Genomic DNA, 16018 nt, shown 5'->3' on the forward strand with positions numbered 1-16018 from the left:
AACGCCGATGCTGAACCGCCAACCACTGCGAACCCGCCCTGCGCTGGGCACCCTCATCGGCGCCTGTGCCTTGTGGTGCCCTGCCGCCCAGGCCCAGGACGCCGCCGCCCCTCAGCCGGTCGTCTCGACCCGTGCCGAGTACCTGAGCTGCCTGCTGTCCAACGACGACCTGACGCGGCATGGAGCGCAGCTGAACGCCGCGCACCAGCACCATCAGCGACGCGTGGCCGCAGTCCAGGCTGCCGCCACCGACCTGGCGGCGCAGGTGCGCCGCCATGCGCCGAAGAACAAGGCCGAGGCGGACGCCTACAACCGGGCGGTCGCGCGTCAGAACGCCGAGGTGGCCGAGGTCAATGCCCAGGCACAGGTGCTGCAAGCACGCCAGGACGATCTGAACCGGCGCGTTGTCGACCACAACGGCCGTTGTGGTGCGATGGTCATCTCCGCAGAGGATCGCGCTGCCGCCGAGGCCGACTACCGCCGCCGATTGCTGGCGCGCGCCGCCGCCTCCGCAGCGGCCGATTGATAATCGAGCGACCATCGCCCTCCCCCGCCGCCACCCCATGAGCACCGCCGCGCCGCCCAGCCGATTTCCCACGCCGGACCTGACCGACCTGCCCGACGACATCCGCCAGCGCATCCTGGCCGTGCAGGAGAAGTCGGGTTTCGTGCCCAATGTGTTCCTCACGCTGGCCCGCCGGCCGGATGAGTTCCGCGCCTTCTTCGCCTACCACGATGCGCTGATGGACAAGCCCGGCGGCCTGAGCAAGGCCGAGCGCGAGATGATCGTGGTGGCCACCAGCAACGCCAACCAGTGCCAGTACTGCGTGATCGCCCATGGCGCGATTCTGCGCATCCGCGCCAAGAATGCACTGGTGGCCGACCAGGTGGCGGTCAACTACCGCAAGGCCGACATCACGCCGCGCCAAAAGGCGATGCTGGACTTCGCGATGAAGGTCTCGCAGCAGTCCTATGCGGTGGACGATGCCGACTTCGCCGCGCTGCACGCCCACGGCTTCAGCGACGAGGACGCCTGGGACATCGCCGGCGTGGCGGCCTTTTTCGGCCTGTCCAACCGCCTGGCCAATGTCACCGGCATGAAGCCCAACCCCGAGTTCTACGCGATGGGGCGCTGAGGCCCCGCCACTTCACTCGATGGCCCGCGTCTCACCGCGGCGCATCACGCTGAATGCGACCTCGGGCAGGCCGGCGGCCTGGCGGGCGACGGCCAGGTCCTTGGGCGCCTGGTCCAGCGGCTCATCGCACAGGTCGGCAAACGTGCCCCAGTGCACACCCACCGCACGGCGCGCGCCCAGGTCCTGGAAGATGCGCACCGCATCGGCCGGGTTGACGTGCTGGTCCTGCATGAAGCCGCGCGGCTCGTAGCAGCCCACTGGGATCAGCGCCAGATCGAACGGGCCGCGGTTGGCAAAATCCGCGCGAATGTCCTTGAAGTCGTCGGCGTAGCCGGTGTCGCCGGTGTAGAGCAGACGCAGGCCACCGCTGAAGACGGCAAAGCCGCCCCACAGCGTCTGGCGGCGGTCGAACACACCGCGCGCCGACCAGTGGTGGGCGGGGGTCAAGACGATCTCGGCGCCGTTCACGGTGCGCGATTGCCACCAGCCCAGCTCCACCACGTTCGTGATGCCGAGGTCGGCAAACCAGGCCTTCAGGCCGAGCGGCACGACGAACAGCGGCGCGCCGCCCGGCTGTGCCGCCAGCGCCTGCACCGAGGCCACGTCCAGGTGGTCGTAGTGGTTGTGCGAGATGAGCACCACATCCACCTTGGGCAAGGCCGACAGCGCCACGCCGGGCGGGTAGGCGCGCTTCGGGCCGGCGAAGCTGAAGGGCGAGGCGCGCTCGGAGAACTGCGGGTCGGTGATCAGTGTCAGGCCGGGCAGCCGCAGCAGCATCGTCGCGTGGCCGATCCAGGTGAGGTTGGGCAGCGGCGCGTCCAGTTGCGGCTGGGCGGCCGGCAGCGGCGGGTCGGGCAGCGGCGCCGACTCGCGCGACAGGCGCCAGCGCAGCACCTCCATGAAGGGCTTCTCGATGTCGCCGCCATGCAGGTTGCGGTAGGGCGGCTCGTCCCGGCCGGCCGCCGCCAGCCAGCCCACCAGACCCAGCGCCAGCAGGGCCAGCAGCCCGCGCACAGCGCGCTTCATGCGGGCAGCAGCCGCGCGATCAGCGCGCCCTCGGCCGGCCCCTCCAGCGGCAGCCACACATGCAGCGGGCTGCCCGGCGCCACGCTCAGCGGCTCGCCCTCGGCGCCCTGCATCTCCCCCAGCGTGATGGTCCGGTTGCCCTGAGGGTGGATGATCTCCAGCTGGTCCCCCACCGCGAAGCGGTTCTTGGTTTCCACCTCCACCCAGCCATCGGCACGCCGGCCCACCACCTCGGCGACAAACTGGCTGCGCTGGCTCTCGGAGTGGCCGCTGAGGTAGTTCTGGTAGTCCTGGCTGGGCCGGCGCTCCAGCAGACCGCCGGTGTAGCCGCGGTTGGACAGGCCTTCCAACTCGCGCAGCAGCTCGGGGTTGAAGGGACGACCGGCCACGGCGTCGTCGATGGCCCGGCGGTAGACCTGCGCCGTGCGCGCCACGTAGTAGTGACTCTTGGTGCGGCCCTCGATCTTCAGCGAGTCGATGCCGATGGCCGCCAGCCGCGCCACATGCTCCACCGCGCGCAGGTCCTTGCTGTTCATGATGTAGGTGCCGTGCTCGTCCTCCATCACTGGCATCAGCTCGCCGGGGCGCTCCTTCTCCTCCAGCAGGTAGACGCCGTCGGCCAGCGGATGGCGCTGGCCGCCACCACAGGTGGCAAAGGACGCGTCCGCCTCGGACTGCTCCTTGGAGAAGCTGAAGTCGCGGATCAGCTCGATCGGCTGCACCTCGCCGGTGTCGGTGGCGTCGGTGCCGGCGTGGGTCTTGTAGTCCCAGCGGCAGGCGTTGGTGCAGGTGCCCTGGTTGGGATCACGCCGGTTGAAGTAGCCACTCAGCAGGCAGCGGCCCGAGTAGGCGATGCACAGCGCGCCATGCACGAAGACCTCGAGCTCGATGTCGGGGCAGTCGTCGCGGATCTGCGCCACCTCGTCCAGGCTCAGCTCGCGCGAGAGGATGATGCGGCTGACGCCCTGGCGGCGCCAGAACTCCACCGCGGCGCTGTTGGTGGTGTTGGCCTGCACCGAGAGGTGGATCGGCACCTCGGGCCACAACCCCTTCTCCATCTGCTCGCGCACCCGCATGATCAGGCCGGCATCGGCCATGATCAGCGCGTCGGGGCGCAGTTCCACCACCGGCTGCAGGTCGCGAAGGTAGGTGCGCAACTTGTCGTTGTGGGCGATCAGGTTGCTGGTGACGAAGAACTTCTTGCCGCGCTCATGGGCCTCGGCAATGCCCTGGGCCAGTTGCTCCAGCCGGAACTCGTTGTTGCGCGCCCGCAGGCTGTAGCGCGGCTGGCCGGCATAGACCGCATCGGCGCCAAAGTCATAGGCGGCGCGCATGCGCTGCAGGCTGCCGGCGGGCAGCAGCAGTTCGGGGGCTCGGATCGACATGGGGCCTGATTGTCCCCTGCCCCGCTCGGCCCTGTCAGCGGCGGGGCTGCACCACCAGCTCGGCGTAGCCGGTGGCGGGGTCGGGGGCTCGGCCCAGTTGCCAGCCGGGCAGCGGGCTCAGCAGCAGCTCGGCCGTCGTGCGGATGCGGTTGCCGTCCAGCACATGGCCGCCCCAGACGCGGCCCTGCGCATCGGCCAGCGCCATGTGCAGGTGCGCGCCGTCGGCGCTGAGCGTGCCCTGCAGCGACAGCAGCTCACAGGGGCCGGCGATCTCGGTGGCCGCGTCGGCCGCCGCCAGGCGCAGGCGGGCGTCGTGCAGGCTGCCGATGCCGGCCACGACGAAGGCGCCACCCGCCCAGGCCGGATCGGCCAGCAGCGCCAGCAGGCCGGCCTTCAGGTCGGTGCCGGGCGGCAGGCGCAGCGGGGTCATGCCACGGCCGCCAGCAAGGCCTGCTCGCGCTCGGGCGACAGGCCGGTGTTGGGAAAGGCCTGCGCCTGCGGCGGCAGTGCACGCCACCAGGCCAGCGTGTCGGCCACGGTGGCGGCCACCGGGCGGCACTGCAGGCCCAGGGCCTCGGCGCGGCGGCAGTCCACCTTGAGAAAGCCGTCATGGGCACCATCGGCAGGGATCCACAGCGGCAGCTCCATCCACGGCTGCACGCCGGCGGCCTGCAGCCCTGACTCGGGCACCCATACCGGCACAGCGCCGGTGCCGGCCGCCGCCACGCAGGCATCGGCCAGATCGCCCCAGCGCCAGCGGCCGGCGGGCGAGCCCACATTGAGCACGCCGCAGGGCCCCTGCGCCGCCATGGCCAGCGCGAAGCGCGCCAGATCACGCGCGTCGATCCATTGCAGCGCACCCAGCGGATCGCCCGGCCACAGCATCGGCTCACCGGCGCGGGCACGGGCGGCGCGCGCCGGCCACCAGCTGAAGCGGCCGGTGGGGTCGTGCGGACCGACGATCAGCGTGGGTCGCAGGCTCAGGTGGCGACCCGGCAGGCGTGCCGCCAGCACGGCCTCGCAGGCCGCCTTCAGCGGGCCGTAGGTGTCGCCGTCGACCACCTCGGTCGCGGGGTCGGCCAGCGTGCCGGTGGCGGCGGACTCATCGCAGGGCCGCGAGTGGTCGGCATACACCGACACGCTGGAGAGGAAGACATAGCGGCCCACCCGGTGCGCCAGCGCATCGGCCATGGCAGCCACCTCGCGCGGCAGGTAGCCGCAGCAGTCGATCACCGCGTCCCAGCGGCCCGCGTGCAATGCGGACAGGTCGCCGCGGCGGTCGCCAATGATTGCCTGCACGCCCGGCAGCGCCGGCTGGCTGCCGCGGTTGAAGGTGCTGACGGCGTGGCCCTCGGCCAGCGCCGCCTCGACGATCGCGCGCCCGGCAAAGCGCCCACCGCCGATGACCAGCAGCTTCATGGCCCTCGCAGCTGCTCGCGCAGCGCCGTCTTCAGCACCTTGCCATAGGCGTTCTTGGGCAGGGCCTGCACCACCCGGTAGCGCTTGGGCCGCTTGAAGCGGGCGATGCGCGCCAGGCACAGTGCATCAAGCGCGGCGGTGTCCAGCGTGGCGCCGGGTGCGGGGACGACAAAGGCCACCAGGCGCTCGCCCCACTCGGGGTCGGGCTCGCCGACCACCGCAGCCTCGGCCACATCGGGGTGCTCCAGCAGCACCTCCTCGATCTCGCGCGGATAGACGTTGGAGCCGCCGCAGATGACGAGGTCCTTGCTGCGGTCCTTCAGCGTCAGGTAACCGGCCTCGTCCAGGCAGCCCATGTCGCCGGTCCACAGCCAGCCGCCACGCAGGGCTTCGGCGCTGGCGGTCTCGTTGCGCCAGTAGCCGGCCATCACCGAGTCGCCCTGCACCAGCACCTCGCCCACCTCGCCGGGGGGCAGCGGCTGGCCGTTGGTACCAGCCACCTGGACGCGCACCGGCGTCTGCGCCACGCCCACCGAGGCCAGGCGCTGCGCATGTTGCGGGTGGGCGCTGTCGGCCAGGTCGCGGCGACTGAGCACCGTGCCCACCATCGGCGTCTCGCCCTGGCCATAGATCTGCACAAAGCGCGGGCCCATCACGCGCAGCGCATGCTGGATGTCGGCGGCGTACATCGGCGCGCCGCCGTAGACGATGGTCTTGAAGGCGCGCGCACAGTCCTCGGGTGTCAGACTGGCCGCCTCGGCATGCGCGACCAGGCGCCGCACGATGGTGGGGGCGGCAAAGGTGGACAGCGGCCCCACGGCGGCACCCAGCGCGAACAGCTCGGCCGGATCGACGCCGCCGCTGTCGGGCACCACATGGCGCGCGCCGGCCATCAGGTGCGGCACCAGGTAGATGCCGGCGCCGTGCGACATCGGCGCGGCGTAGACCATGGCGTCATCGGGCGACACCGCGTCCACATCGACCTGGTAGCCCAGACCCATGGTCATCAGGTTGCGGTGCGTGATCATCACGCCCTTGGGACGGCCGGTGGTGCCGCTGGTGTAGAACAGCCAGGCCAGGTCGTCCGGACCACGCGGTGTCACCGGCAGCGACTCACCGGGGGCCAGCAGCGCGCCGCCCTCGTCGCTGTCGATCTCCAGCACGCGCGCCACGCCAGGCAGTGCCGCGGCGCCCTCGGGCAGCACATCGGCGCTGTGGACCACCCAGCGCGCCTGGGCGTTGTCCACGATCCAACGCAGTTCCTGCACATGCAGCCGGGCATTGACAGGCACGACCACCAGACCGGCCCACCAGCAGCCGAGCATCCACTGCGCGTAGCGCACATGGTTGCGGCTGAACAGCGCGACGCGATCGCCAGCTTGCAGGCCGGCAGCCCGCAGCCGCTGCGCCAGCGCGGCAGCACTGGCGGCCCAGTCGCCGTGGCTGGCCACCACCTGCGTGCCGCGCAGCAGCGCCGGCCGCGCGGGCGCGCGCAGCGCCTGGCGCTCCAGCAGGTGGGCCAGGTTCATCGCGGGCCCGGCCTCACTTGCCCGAGCGGATGATCTTCTCGTGGTCCTCGTTGTAGGGCCGGTTGCCGCAGCGCTCGCTCCAGGCCAGGCGGGTTTCCTCGAAGGTGGCGACCTCGTCGTCCAGCGCCTTGCTGCGCGCGTTCCAGTCAGCCGCCTTGACGCCTTGGGCGTCGGTGCGCTGCTTCAGGCTGTTGGCGATGGCCTCGCGCTCGGTGGTCAAGGCCTGACCTTCGGTGCGCAGCGGGCCTTCCATGGCCAGCAGCTGTTCGCGCTCGACATCCAGCGCCTTGCGCTCGCGGTCGCCGGCCGAGCCAGACGGCGGATTGGCGTTGAACTCTGTCGAGCGCTTGTTGAAGGCCTCGACGCGGTCCTTGAAGGCCACCTGGCGCTGGTTGAAGGCGCTTACCTTGGCCTGCAGCGCGGCGGCCTGACTGTCGTTGCGCAGCCCCTCGGCTTCGGCTTCGATCAGCTTGCGCTCCTCGCTCAGCGCGGTACGGCGGTTGTTCAGATCGTCGGCCTTGGGCTTGAGCTGGTCGTACTCCTTGAGGCAGGACTCCAGCTCCTTGAAGGTCATCAGCTTGCCCACGGCGGCCTTGCCGGTGATGGTCTTGCTGGGCACGGGGGCAGCGGCGGGCTTGGTCTGGGCAGCGGCCCCCAGGCTGGCCAGGGACAGGGCCATGAAGCACAGGGCGGCGGAACGGGTCAGCGTCATCGGCGGATTCCTCGGGCAATCAGGGAAACGAAGGGCGGCATGATGCCATCGGCGCACAAGGGCTCAGCGCCGGCGCACGACGACACTGCCGATCGAGTAGCCGGCGCCAAAGGAGCAGATCACACCCAGGTCACCGGCGGCCAGGTCGCCGCGGTGCTCGTGAAAGGCGATGACCGAGCCGGCCGAGGCGGTGTTGGCGTACTCGTGCAGGATCAGCGGCGCGATGTCGTCGCCCACCTCGCGGTCAACGAGCTTTTTCAGCACCAGCTGGTTCATGCCCAGGTTGGCCTGGTGCAGCCAGTAGCGGCGCACCTGCTGGGGCGTGAACCCCAGCGTGCCCAGGTGGGCCTCGATGTGGGCGGCGGCCATCGGCACCACTTCCTTGAAGACCTTGCGCCCTTCCTGGCGGAACTTCTTGTCGCGCGCCTCGGGGTCGCTGTCCTCGCAGCTGTTCATGAAGCCGAAGTTGTTGCGGATGTTGTTCGAGAACTTGGTGGCCAGCTTGGTGCCCAGCACCTCCCACTGCGCGGCCGCGGTGGCGGTGTCGGCCGCCTCGACGACCACCGCGGTGCAGACGTCGCCGAAGATGAAGTGGCAGTCGCGGTCGCGCCATTCCAGGTGGGCCGAGGTGATCTCGGGGTTGACCATCAGCACGCAGCGGGCCGTGCCCGTCTTGACGGCGTTGACCGCCTGCTCGATGCCAAAGGTGGCCGATGAGCAGGCGACGTTCATGTCGAAGCCGAAGCCACCGGCACCCAACGCGTGCTGGATTTCGACCGCCATGGCGGGGTAGGCACGCTGCATGTTGGCGGCCGAGCACAGCACCATGTCCACCTCGTCGGCCCGTTTGCCGGCGGCGGCCAGGGCCTGGCGGCCGGCGTCCACCGCGATCTCGGCCATCAGCGAGAGCTGGTCGTCGGCACGCTCCTGGAAGCGCGGGAACATGCGGGTGGGGTCGAGCACGCCGTCCTTCTCAAGCACATGGCGCTGCTTGATGCCCGAGGCCTTCTCGATGAACTCGACGCTGGAGGGCACCAGCGGCTCGCGCGTGCCGGCGGCGATGGCCTCGGCGTGGCGCTCGTTCTGCAGCGCGACATAGGCGTTGTACGAGGCCACCAGCTCGGCGTTGGTGATGATGTGCTGCGGCCGGAACAAGCCGGTACCGCTGATGACGACAGAGGTCATGGGAAACGGGGAAGTGATCGGGTGGAACGGCCAGCCGCCGGACACCGCTCGTGGCCGGGTCCGGCGGCTGGCCAGCGAGGTCAGCGCTTGCGGGCGGGCTTGGCCGCCGGCTCAGCGGCGGTGGCGCCAGCGCTGAGCGCGTCGGACAGACCAATCAGCACGCCGCTGACCAGCGCGGTGTAGCTCTGCGCCAGCACCTGGGCGGCCTTGAAGCTGGCCGCGCGGCCCTCACGCAGCGCCTGCTGCATCTGGGTGGCCATCTGTTGGGCGGTGGCGCTGGCCTGGGCGCCGGCTTGCGAGCCCTGGGCCTGGAACTTCTCGAGGACCTGGTTCCAGGGGCCTTCCATGGTGGTGCCGGCACCGACAGCGGCCTTCTTCATGGCGGCGAACATGGTGTCCTCGAACTTCTCCAGGTCATCCAGCGCCTTTTTCAGCTGCTTTTCCTGCAGGCCGACACCCTGGTCGACGAAGCGCGCCAGCGCCACCTTGTTGGCCTCGACGGCCTTGAGCAGGGCGTCATCGACGCCCGCCACGGCCGAGGCCAGCAGCTTTTCCATGTCGACCTTGGGCATGACATTCTGCGCAGCGCCAGCGCTGGCCGCCTCGGCCACCGACTTGACGACGCTGCGGATGTTCTTGAGCGTCATCTCGCGGCCCTGCAGGGCCTTGAGTGTGGCCTCGGTGACCGCCTGGCGCAGCTGCGCGGTCTGGCGGGCGCTGGCGCCCGCGAACTGCTCGATCAACGCGTCCTGGTCGATGCCGGATTTCAGCATGGAAGCTCCTGTGGGGTGGAAACAGGCCCGACGATACGCCCGTCCGGGCCGAACGGCCACACCGGGCAAACGTCAGTCGGCGGGCGGTGCGATCTGTTCGGCCCAGTCGACCAGGGCTTCCAGCAGGGCCTGGCCGCGCTCGTCGGCGCTCTCGGCCAGGTGGTCGATGCGCTCGCTGTAGGCCGCCAGCGTCAGTCCGCCGGCCGCCCCCTCGTGCAGTGCGGCGGCGCGCCAGTGCAGCCAGCGGGCCTGCTCGGTCTCGTCCAGCATCTGCGGGAAGTTGCGGGCGCGCCAGCGAAATACCAGCTCGGCCAGGCGCGGATCATCGAAGCTGGCGCGGCGCAGGGCCGCTGGCTCCGGGGCGCGGCGCAGGCCGTCCAGGCGCTTGCGGTCGGTGGGGGAGAGAAAGCCGCCGTAGAGGTCTTCGTCGACATCCGCAGCGCGCTCGGGCGCCGGACGGGCGAAGACCTCGGGCCAGCGCGCCGACAGGGGCTCGACCAGCGCCTTGGCGCGCTCGGCGTGCTGCAGCGCGGTGGCCATGTCCAGGCCCCAGCGCTCGGCCTGGGCGGGCTGCAGGGTCTTGAGCTTGCCGATCACCACCGGCGACTTGTTGGCGTGGATGGTCTTGAGCGGCAGCCGCTCGACGCCGTCGGGCAGATCGGCGCTGCGGGTGAACATGCGCAGGCGCAGTGCCGCCGCATCCAGGTCGGCCAGCACGGCAGGATCGTGCGCGCAGTCCCAGACCAGCAGCTCGTTGCGGTTGGTGGGATGCAGGCCCAGCGGATAGACCAGGGCCAGGCAGCCGCGCTCGGGCCCATACATGCCCGACACGTGCAGAAAGGGCTTGCCGACACCGATCTCGTCCCACACCGCCTGCTTGTGGCGCAGGCGCAGGCAAAAATCCCACAGCCGCGGGTTGGCCTGGCGGACCAGGCGGGCCAGGCCGATGGTGGCGCGCACATCGGACAGCGCGTCGTGGGCGGCCTCGTGCACCAGGCCATTGGCGGCGCTGAGGTGCTCCAGCTTGAACGACGGCCGGCCGTCGTCGTGGGTGGGCCACTGCAGGCCGTCCGGGCGCAGCGCGTAGAGGCAGCGCACGGTGTCCAGCAGGTCCCAGCGACCGCAGTCGTTCTTGTACTCGCGGGCGTAGGGGTCGATCAGGTTGCGCCAGAACAGGTGGCGGGTGACCTCGTCGTCGAATCGGATCGAGTTGTAGCCCACGCCCACCGTGCCGGGCTCGGCCAGGACATCGTGGATGCGGCTGGCGAAGTCGTTTTCGGGCAAGCCCAGCTCGGCGCAGTGCTGCGGCAGGATGCCGGTCAGCAAACAGCTCTCGGGGTCGGGCAGGCTGTCCAGCGCGGGCTGGCAGTAGATCATGACCGGCTCGCCGATCTCGTTGAGGTCGGCATCGGTGCGCACACCGGCGAATTGCGCAGGGCGGTCGCGGCGCGGCACGCGGCCGAAGGTCTCGTAGTCGTGCCAGAAGAAGCTGAGGTCGCTCATGCCGCCACGATAGCAGCGGGGGCCACAATCGCCGCATGGCCCCCGAGGAACTCGACCTGCCGGCGCAGCAGTGTCTGGTGGCGACCTTGTCGCAGCACCTGACTGACACGCTGGGCGGCCCGGTGCACCACCTGCAGACGCACCTGTCGCATGTGTTGCTGGCCGGCGGTCAGGCCTGGAAGCTGCACAAGGCGCTGGCCACCGACTTTGCCGATTTCCGCCGGCTGTCGCAGCGGGTGCATGACGCCCAGGAGGAGCTGCGCCTGAACCGCCGCCTGGCCGCACCGCTGTACCGAGACCTGCAGGCGGTGCTGGGACCGCCCGGCCCGGTGCGGCTCGCACCCTGGCCCGCCCAGGGCGCACTGGATGTGGCCGTGCACATGCGGGCCTTCGAACCGGACCAGCAATGGGACCGTCTGCTGCAGCGCGGCGCGCTGTCGCTGGCGATGATCGACCGATTGGCCGGCCGCCTGGTGGACTTCCAGCGCCAGGCACCTGTGGCCCCGGCCTGGGCCGATGCCGATGAGCGGGTGCAGCAGCCGCTGCGCGACACCCTGACCACGCTGGGCCGGCTGCGCCCCGACGCCCTGGACGGCTGGTCGGACTGGGCAGCGGCCGAAGGCCGGCGTCTGGCCGGCTGGCGGCGCCAGCGTTCGGCCCAGGGCTGTGTGCGCGAAGGCCATGGCGACCTGCACCTGGCCAACATCGCCCAGGTCGATGGCGAACCCATGCCCTTCGACGCCCTGGCCTTTGACCCCGCGCTGCGCTGGATAGACGTGGTGGCCGACCTGGCCTTTCTGCGCATGGACCTGGCGGCCCACCAGCGCCCCGATCTGGCCGGCCGGCTGCTGGACGCCTGGCTGCAGCGCAACGGCGACGGCCAGGCCCTGGTGGGCGAGCGTGCCGAGCGCGTGGCCCGGGCGCTGGTGCGTGCCAAGGTGGCTGCGCTGCGCCACACCCAGACCGGGCAGGCAGCCGACCGCGATGCCACCGACCACGCGCTGGCGCTGGCCCGGCGCGTGGCCCAGCCGGCTCCGCCGATGCTGCTGATCACCCATGGCCCGTCGGGCAGCGGCAAGACGGCGCTGACCGAAGCGCTGCTGGACCAGGGCGATCTGGTGCGCTGGCGCTCGGACGTGGAGCGCAAGCGCCTGCACGGCCTGGCGCCGAGCGAGGCCAGCCACTCGCCGCTGGACGGCGGCCTGAACGACCACACGGCGAATGCCGCCACGCTGGCGCGCCTGCTGGCGCTGGCCGACGCCGCACTGCAGGGCGGCCACCCGGTGTTGCTGGACGCCACGTTCCTGCGCGGCGCCGACCGCCAGGCCGCGCGCGCGCTGGCCGCGCGCCACGGCGTGCGCTACGGCATCCTGCCCTTCGACGCCGATCCGGCGCTGCTGCGCGAGCGTCTGGCGCGGCGCGCCGCCGCCGGGCACGATGCCTCCGAGGCCAACGCCGCCGTGCTGGCGCGCCAGCTGCAGGACCGCGATCCGCTGGACGCCGACGAACAGGCCCTGTGCTGGCGGCCCGACGCGGTGCTGACCGATGCGGCAGGCGCCCCCCAGGCCCGCTGGACGACCCTGCTGGCCGCGCTGCAGTCGGCGTCCTGAGGCGGCCACCGCGCCCCGTCCGGTTCGATTCAATCGCCCGCCCCCAGCAGGCGCCAGAAGCTCGCGTGGCGCGGCAGGCCGTTCGCCGTGCGGCCGCGGTAATGGAAACCGATGCGGCTGCCCAGCGGCGGTGGTTGGCGCCGTTGGGCATCGGACAGGCCCGTGCCGATGCGGAACACGCGGCCCTGGGCATCGCGCACCGTCAGGGCGCCGACCTGACCTGCCAGCCGGCCGCGGCCAGGCACCAGGCCGATGACCACCGCCTCGTCATCGGCTTGGGGCTTGAGCTTGAGCAGCGCATCGCTGCGGCCGGCGTGCCAGGGGCTGTCGGCGCGGTGCAGCATCAGGCCCTCGCCGCCGCCAGCGACCACCTCGTGCAGCCAGCTGGACAGGGCCGCGGCATGCGGCAGGCTGCGCTGCGGCACCACCTGCCACACACCATCCGATGGCGCGAGCTGCTGCAGTTGCGCCACCCGTTCGGCAAAGCCGCCTCGGCCAGCGGGCAGCTCGAACACCATGAAGCGCACCGGCGCCCAATCGGCGTCGGTGGCATCGACGCGGTGGACCAGTGCCGACATGGCCTCAAAGCGGCCGCGGCCCAGCCACAGCTCGCCGTCCAGCGCGTGGGCCGGCAGGCGGGCGAGGAAGCCCGGCGGCGCGGCGATGACGCGGCCGCTGCGGCTGCGCAGTTGTTGGCCATCCCACAGCGCACGCACGCCGTCGTATTTTTCGCTGACCAGCCAGCCGGCCGGATCCGGGTGCGCGGGCGCATCGCGGGCCAGCAGCATGGCCGGTACCCTGATCGGCTGCGTCACGATCGTCACGTGCGGCTGCAGCGCCTCAGGCGCCACCTGCGCCGCTGCGCCCAGCCAGAACCCATGGGACAGGTCGAAGTCCATCCTGCCACCTTAATGGCACCACCGCTGTGCGCACAACCCACTGATGGGGGAGGCGCACGCCCCGCTTCGGTGCCGCTTGTGAAGATGGGTTCGGAGGACCACCGTTTCCACCGGATGGCCCATGAGCCGACGCCTCAGCATCACGGCTTTGACCCAACGCTTCCGTCGATCAAGGACAACGGACATGGACATCCGCCTCAAACTCCCGCTGGCCTTCGCCGCCGTGCTGGTGCTGACCCTGCTGGCAGGCGCTGGCGGGCTGTGGCAAGCCCAGCGCAGCATGACCGTGTTCGAGGTCGACGTGCAGGGCCGCGTGGCCGACGAGCGCGCCGCCGATGACATGGAGTCCCACTTCAAGACCCAGGTCCAGGAGTGGAAGAACGTGCTGCTGCGTGGCTCGGACGCAGCGCTGCTGGACAAGCACTGGGCCGCCTTCCAGAGGGAAGAGAAACAGGTGGACGAGATCGCCCGGGCCCTGCGCCGGCGCCTTGAGGTGGCGTCGGACCAGGCCCTGATCGACGCTTTCCTGGCGGCGCACCGCAAGATGGCCGAGGCCTACCGCAGCGGGCTGGAAAAGTTCAAGGCCAGCGGCATGGAGTCCTCGGTGGGCGACCTGGCGGTGCGCGGCATCGATCGCGAGCCCAGCTAGTTGCTGGACAAGTTGCAGACCTCGATCGCCGAACACAGCGCGGCGGTGGCGACGCAGGCGGCGGCCTCCGGGCGGCAGGCGATCGGCTGGAGCGTCGGCCTGATGCTGACGGCCTTGCTGATCGGCATCGCGATTGCGGTGCTCATCAGCCGCCAGGTGTCGGCCTCGCTGCAGGCGGCCATTGCCGCCGCGCGCCGGGTGGCCGAAGGCGACCTGCGCCAGGCCATCTCGGCGCAGGGCAGCGACGAGGCGGCCCGGCTGCTGCGCGCGCTGTCCGAGATGCAGGAGCATCTGCGCGATCTGGTGGGCCGGGTGCGCGGCGGCGCCGAGAGCGTGGCCGCAGCCAGCGGCCAGATAGCGCAGGGCAATGGGGACCTGGCCAGCCGCACCGAGCGCCAGGCCTCGGAGCTGCAGCTCGCAGCCAGCTCGATGAGCGAGCTGGGCCATACCGTGCGCCGCAACGCCGACAACGCCCGCCAGGCCGCCGGCCTGGCCGCCACCGCCAGTGACGTCGCCCAGCGTGGTGGCCAGGTGGTGGGCGAGATGGTCAGCACGATGCGTGCGATCGACGACAGCGCCAAGCGCATTGCCGACATCATCGGCGTCATTGACGGCATTGCTTTCCAGACCAATATCCTGGCGCTCAATGCAGCGGTCGAGGCCGCGCGCGCGGGCGAGTCCGGCCGCGGCTTTGCGGTGGTGGCCGGCGAGGTGCGCAGCCTGGCCCAGCGCAGCGCCGACGCCGCGCGGGAGATCAAGTCACTGATCCAGGCCAGCGTCGAGCGCGTGGGCCAAGGCAACGAGCTGGCCGGTCAGGCCGGCGCGACGATGCAGGAGGTGGTGGCCGCCATCGGCCGCGTCGACCAGATCATCCGCGAGATCAGCCAGGCCAGCGACGAGCAGAACACCGGCGTCGGCCAGGTGGGTCAGGCGGTGGCGCGCATGGACGGCCACACCCAGCAGAACGCCGCGCTGGTCGAGCAGACCAGCGCCGCCTCCGAGAGCCTGAGCCGTCAGGCCACGGCGCTGGTGGCGACGGTGTCTGCGTTCAAGACCTGATCGGCCCGTCCAGGCGCGGCGCACTGCCGGCCAGCAGCTCGGTGCCCAGGCCCTTCTCGGCCAGGAACTGCTCGAGCAGCGGCATCAGCGGGCCCAGGCGCTCGTCCAGCGTGTCGCGCACGGTATCGACAAAGACCTGGGTCTGGCGCTCGATTTCAATGTTGAGGCGGTCGCCCGGCCCCTTCTCACCGAAGGTGGTCATGCGCAGCGTCTCGGGGATCAACCAGACCTCGAACCAGCCGGCGCGGCGGTCAGCCTCGGCCACGGTCAGGCTGGCGCCATTGACCGCAATGTAGCCCTTGGCGAAGACATAGCGCATCCACGGCGACGGCACCTGGATGCGCAGCACCTGGTTGTTCTCGGGGCGACGCACCTCGGCCACCTGCGCGGTGAAGTCGATGTGGCCGGACAGCGGATGGCCGCCGATCTCGGCACCGTCGCGGGCGGCGCGCTCGACATTGACCCGGCTGCCCTCGACCAGGCTGCCCAGGGAGGTGAGGTTCAGGCTCTGCAGCATGACGTCAAAATCGGCCGCGTCGTCGCCGCGCAGCGCGGTCACCGTCAGGCAGACGCCGTCGGTGCTGACGCTGGCACCGATCGCCAGCCCCTGGGCAAAGCCGGGCGGAAAGCGCAGCGTGAAGCTGCGCAGGCCGGGGCGGTCGGTGATCTGCTCGACGGTGGCGATGCCTTGGACGATGCCGGTGAACATGGGCTGGGGCGCTTGGGCGGTGGCGAAAGCCTGGATTGTCTCAAGCCAGCGGATGCGCCGCCAGCCAGGCGCATTCGTCGTCGCTCCACAGCCGCGTGCGGGCCTTGAAATGCAGGCCCTCGCCATCCTCCAGCGAGAAGGTGCCCAGGCTGCCCTGGCCGACATCCAGGATCAGTTGCGTGCCCTGCATGTAGTCGGCCTGGGTGCGACCCACCCACATCGTCACGCCGTCCACCTCACCGTAGCGCAGGTCATCGGGCGTCAGGTGCATCTCGCCGGGCTTGAAGGCCATCGGCGTCGAGCCGTCGCAGCAGCCGTGCGACTGGTACAGGAAGATCGCACCGTGGCGCTCGCGCAGGCGCTGCAGCAGTGCGCGCGCGGCATCGGTGGCGACCACGCGTTCCACCGGGTCCATGTCGTCTCC

The 16018-nt window shown here is 71.0% G+C and carries 15 protein-coding genes and 1 pseudogene; 4 read left to right on the forward strand and 12 right to left on the reverse strand.

The window, feature by feature from the left end:
• The first annotated feature begins 7 nt into the window (after nucleotides 1-7).
• Together KAK06_RS07735 and KAK06_RS07740 are read left to right on the forward strand one after the other, a co-directional pair.
• Nucleotides 8-526 carry a hypothetical protein gene (locus KAK06_RS07735; RefSeq protein WP_210801365.1) on the forward strand — a complete coding sequence of 173 codons (519 nt, stop codon included), beginning with the start codon at nucleotides 8-10 and terminating at the stop codon, nucleotides 524-526.
• Between the two features lie 37 nt (nucleotides 527-563).
• On the forward strand, nucleotides 564-1136 hold the full coding sequence (locus KAK06_RS07740; RefSeq protein ID WP_210801366.1) for a peroxidase-related enzyme: 573 nt from the start codon (nucleotides 564-566) through the stop codon (nucleotides 1134-1136).
• 12 nt (nucleotides 1137-1148) lie between these two features.
• Here the strand turns inward: KAK06_RS07740 and KAK06_RS07745 are convergent, their stop codons facing one another.
• The 9 genes from KAK06_RS07745 to sbcB all read right to left on the reverse strand — a co-directional run bounded on the left by KAK06_RS07745 (nucleotide 1149) and on the right by sbcB (nucleotide 10668).
• Nucleotides 1149-2162 carry an MBL fold metallo-hydrolase gene (locus tag KAK06_RS07745; protein WP_247652720.1) on the reverse strand — a complete coding sequence of 338 codons (1014 nt, stop codon included), beginning with the start codon at nucleotides 2160-2162 and terminating at the stop codon, nucleotides 1149-1151.
• Nucleotides 2159-3547 carry a prephenate-dependent tRNA uridine(34) hydroxylase TrhP gene (trhP, locus tag KAK06_RS07750; RefSeq protein ID WP_210801367.1) on the reverse strand — a complete coding sequence of 463 codons (1389 nt, stop codon included), beginning with the start codon at nucleotides 3545-3547 and terminating at the stop codon, nucleotides 2159-2161. Before trhP ends, KAK06_RS07745 begins: the two co-directional genes overlap by 4 nt.
• Nucleotides 3548-3581: 34 nt before the next feature.
• Complete coding sequence (locus KAK06_RS07755) at nucleotides 3582-3977, reverse strand: PCC domain-containing protein (protein WP_210801368.1); 396 nt, start codon at nucleotides 3975-3977, stop codon at nucleotides 3582-3584.
• Nucleotides 3974-4966, reverse strand: coding sequence for an NAD-dependent epimerase/dehydratase family protein (locus KAK06_RS07760; protein ID WP_210801369.1), 993 nt, complete (start codon nucleotides 4964-4966; stop codon nucleotides 3974-3976). Before KAK06_RS07760 ends, KAK06_RS07755 begins: the two co-directional genes overlap by 4 nt.
• The gene (locus KAK06_RS07765; RefSeq protein ID WP_210801370.1) at nucleotides 4963-6495 is read right to left on the reverse strand and encodes a class I adenylate-forming enzyme family protein; all 1533 of its coding nucleotides are present in this window, start codon (nucleotides 6493-6495) and stop codon (nucleotides 4963-4965) included. The genes KAK06_RS07760 and KAK06_RS07765 overlap by 4 nt, the downstream gene beginning before the upstream one ends.
• A 13-nt stretch (nucleotides 6496-6508) precedes the next feature.
• Nucleotides 6509-7207: a hypothetical protein gene (locus tag KAK06_RS07770; protein ID WP_210801371.1), complete on the reverse strand. Its 699-nt coding sequence runs from the start codon at nucleotides 7205-7207 to the stop codon at nucleotides 6509-6511.
• A gap of 63 nt (nucleotides 7208-7270) precedes the next feature.
• A complete protein-coding gene (locus KAK06_RS07775) occupies nucleotides 7271-8392 on the reverse strand; it encodes a beta-ketoacyl-ACP synthase III (protein ID WP_210801372.1) in 1122 nt (373 codons plus the stop codon).
• An 80-nt stretch (nucleotides 8393-8472) separates the two neighbouring features.
• A complete protein-coding gene (locus KAK06_RS07780) occupies nucleotides 8473-9165 on the reverse strand; it encodes a DUF6781 family protein (RefSeq protein ID WP_210801373.1) in 693 nt (230 codons plus the stop codon).
• A gap of 72 nt (nucleotides 9166-9237) precedes the next feature.
• Nucleotides 9238-10668, reverse strand: coding sequence for an exodeoxyribonuclease I (sbcB, locus tag KAK06_RS07785; protein ID WP_210801374.1), 1431 nt, complete (start codon nucleotides 10666-10668; stop codon nucleotides 9238-9240).
• A gap of 35 nt (nucleotides 10669-10703) precedes the next feature.
• Here sbcB and KAK06_RS07790 point away from each other — a divergent pair, with 35 nt between their 5' ends.
• The gene (locus KAK06_RS07790; protein WP_210801375.1) at nucleotides 10704-12278 is read left to right on the forward strand and encodes a bifunctional aminoglycoside phosphotransferase/ATP-binding protein; all 1575 of its coding nucleotides are present in this window, start codon (nucleotides 10704-10706) and stop codon (nucleotides 12276-12278) included.
• Nucleotides 12279-12307: 29 nt separating this feature from the next.
• Here KAK06_RS07790 and KAK06_RS07795 read toward each other — a convergent pair whose 3' ends face one another.
• Nucleotides 12308-13177, reverse strand: a complete 870-nt coding sequence (locus KAK06_RS07795; RefSeq protein ID WP_210801376.1) for a DNA ligase — start codon at nucleotides 13175-13177, stop codon at nucleotides 12308-12310.
• Nucleotides 13178-13361: 184 nt separating this feature from the next.
• On the opposite strand from KAK06_RS07795, the pseudogene KAK06_RS07800 reads away from it, so the two are divergent.
• A pseudogene (locus KAK06_RS07800) lies at nucleotides 13362-14879 on the forward strand (methyl-accepting chemotaxis protein); the annotation flags it as partial.
• Here the strand turns inward: KAK06_RS07800 and KAK06_RS07805 are convergent.
• Both KAK06_RS07805 and KAK06_RS07810 read right to left on the reverse strand, forming a co-directional pair.
• Nucleotides 14875-15594 carry a riboflavin synthase subunit alpha gene (locus KAK06_RS07805; RefSeq protein WP_210801377.1) on the reverse strand — a complete coding sequence of 240 codons (720 nt, stop codon included), beginning with the start codon at nucleotides 15592-15594 and terminating at the stop codon, nucleotides 14875-14877. The pseudogene KAK06_RS07800 and the gene KAK06_RS07805 sit on opposite strands and share 5 nt — an antisense overlap.
• A gap of 40 nt (nucleotides 15595-15634) precedes the next feature.
• Nucleotides 15635-16009, reverse strand: a complete 375-nt coding sequence (locus tag KAK06_RS07810) for a DUF779 domain-containing protein (RefSeq protein ID WP_210801378.1) — start codon at nucleotides 16007-16009, stop codon at nucleotides 15635-15637.
• Nucleotides 16010-16018: the final 9 nt, after the last annotated feature.

This window comes from Ideonella aquatica (genome assembly GCF_018069755.1).
GTDB classification, from domain to species: domain Bacteria; phylum Pseudomonadota; class Gammaproteobacteria; order Burkholderiales; family Burkholderiaceae_C; genus Ideonella; species Ideonella aquatica.

What these genes read in the sequence shown, in the direction of transcription:
- KAK06_RS07735 (WP_210801365.1), top strand. Translation starts at nt 8, where the DNA reads ATGCTGAACCGCCAACCACTGCGAACCCGCCCTGCGCTGGGCACCCTC.
- KAK06_RS07740 (WP_210801366.1), top strand. Translation starts at nt 564, where the DNA reads ATGAGCACCGCCGCGCCGCCCAGCCGATTTCCCACGCCGGACCTGACC.
- KAK06_RS07745 (WP_247652720.1), bottom strand. Translation starts at nt 2,162, where the DNA reads ATGAAGCGCGCTGTGCGCGGGCTGCTGGCCCTGCTGGCGCTGGGTCTG.
- trhP (WP_210801367.1), bottom strand. Translation starts at nt 3,547, where the DNA reads ATGTCGATCCGAGCCCCCGAACTGCTGCTGCCCGCCGGCAGCCTGCAG.
- KAK06_RS07755 (WP_210801368.1), bottom strand. Translation starts at nt 3,977, where the DNA reads ATGACCCCGCTGCGCCTGCCGCCCGGCACCGACCTGAAGGCCGGCCTG.
- KAK06_RS07760 (WP_210801369.1), bottom strand. Translation starts at nt 4,966, where the DNA reads ATGAAGCTGCTGGTCATCGGCGGTGGGCGCTTTGCCGGGCGCGCGATC.
- KAK06_RS07765 (WP_210801370.1), bottom strand. Translation starts at nt 6,495, where the DNA reads ATGAACCTGGCCCACCTGCTGGAGCGCCAGGCGCTGCGCGCGCCCGCG.
- KAK06_RS07770 (WP_210801371.1), bottom strand. Translation starts at nt 7,207, where the DNA reads ATGACGCTGACCCGTTCCGCCGCCCTGTGCTTCATGGCCCTGTCCCTG.
- KAK06_RS07775 (WP_210801372.1), bottom strand. Translation starts at nt 8,392, where the DNA reads ATGACCTCTGTCGTCATCAGCGGTACCGGCTTGTTCCGGCCGCAGCAC.
- KAK06_RS07780 (WP_210801373.1), bottom strand. Translation starts at nt 9,165, where the DNA reads ATGCTGAAATCCGGCATCGACCAGGACGCGTTGATCGAGCAGTTCGCG.
- sbcB (WP_210801374.1), bottom strand. Translation starts at nt 10,668, where the DNA reads ATGAGCGACCTCAGCTTCTTCTGGCACGACTACGAGACCTTCGGCCGC.
- KAK06_RS07790 (WP_210801375.1), top strand. Translation starts at nt 10,704, where the DNA reads ATGGCCCCCGAGGAACTCGACCTGCCGGCGCAGCAGTGTCTGGTGGCG.
- KAK06_RS07795 (WP_210801376.1), bottom strand. Translation starts at nt 13,177, where the DNA reads ATGGACTTCGACCTGTCCCATGGGTTCTGGCTGGGCGCAGCGGCGCAG.
- KAK06_RS07805 (WP_210801377.1), bottom strand. Translation starts at nt 15,594, where the DNA reads ATGTTCACCGGCATCGTCCAAGGCATCGCCACCGTCGAGCAGATCACC.
- KAK06_RS07810 (WP_210801378.1), bottom strand. Translation starts at nt 16,009, where the DNA reads ATGGACCCGGTGGAACGCGTGGTCGCCACCGATGCCGCGCGCGCACTG.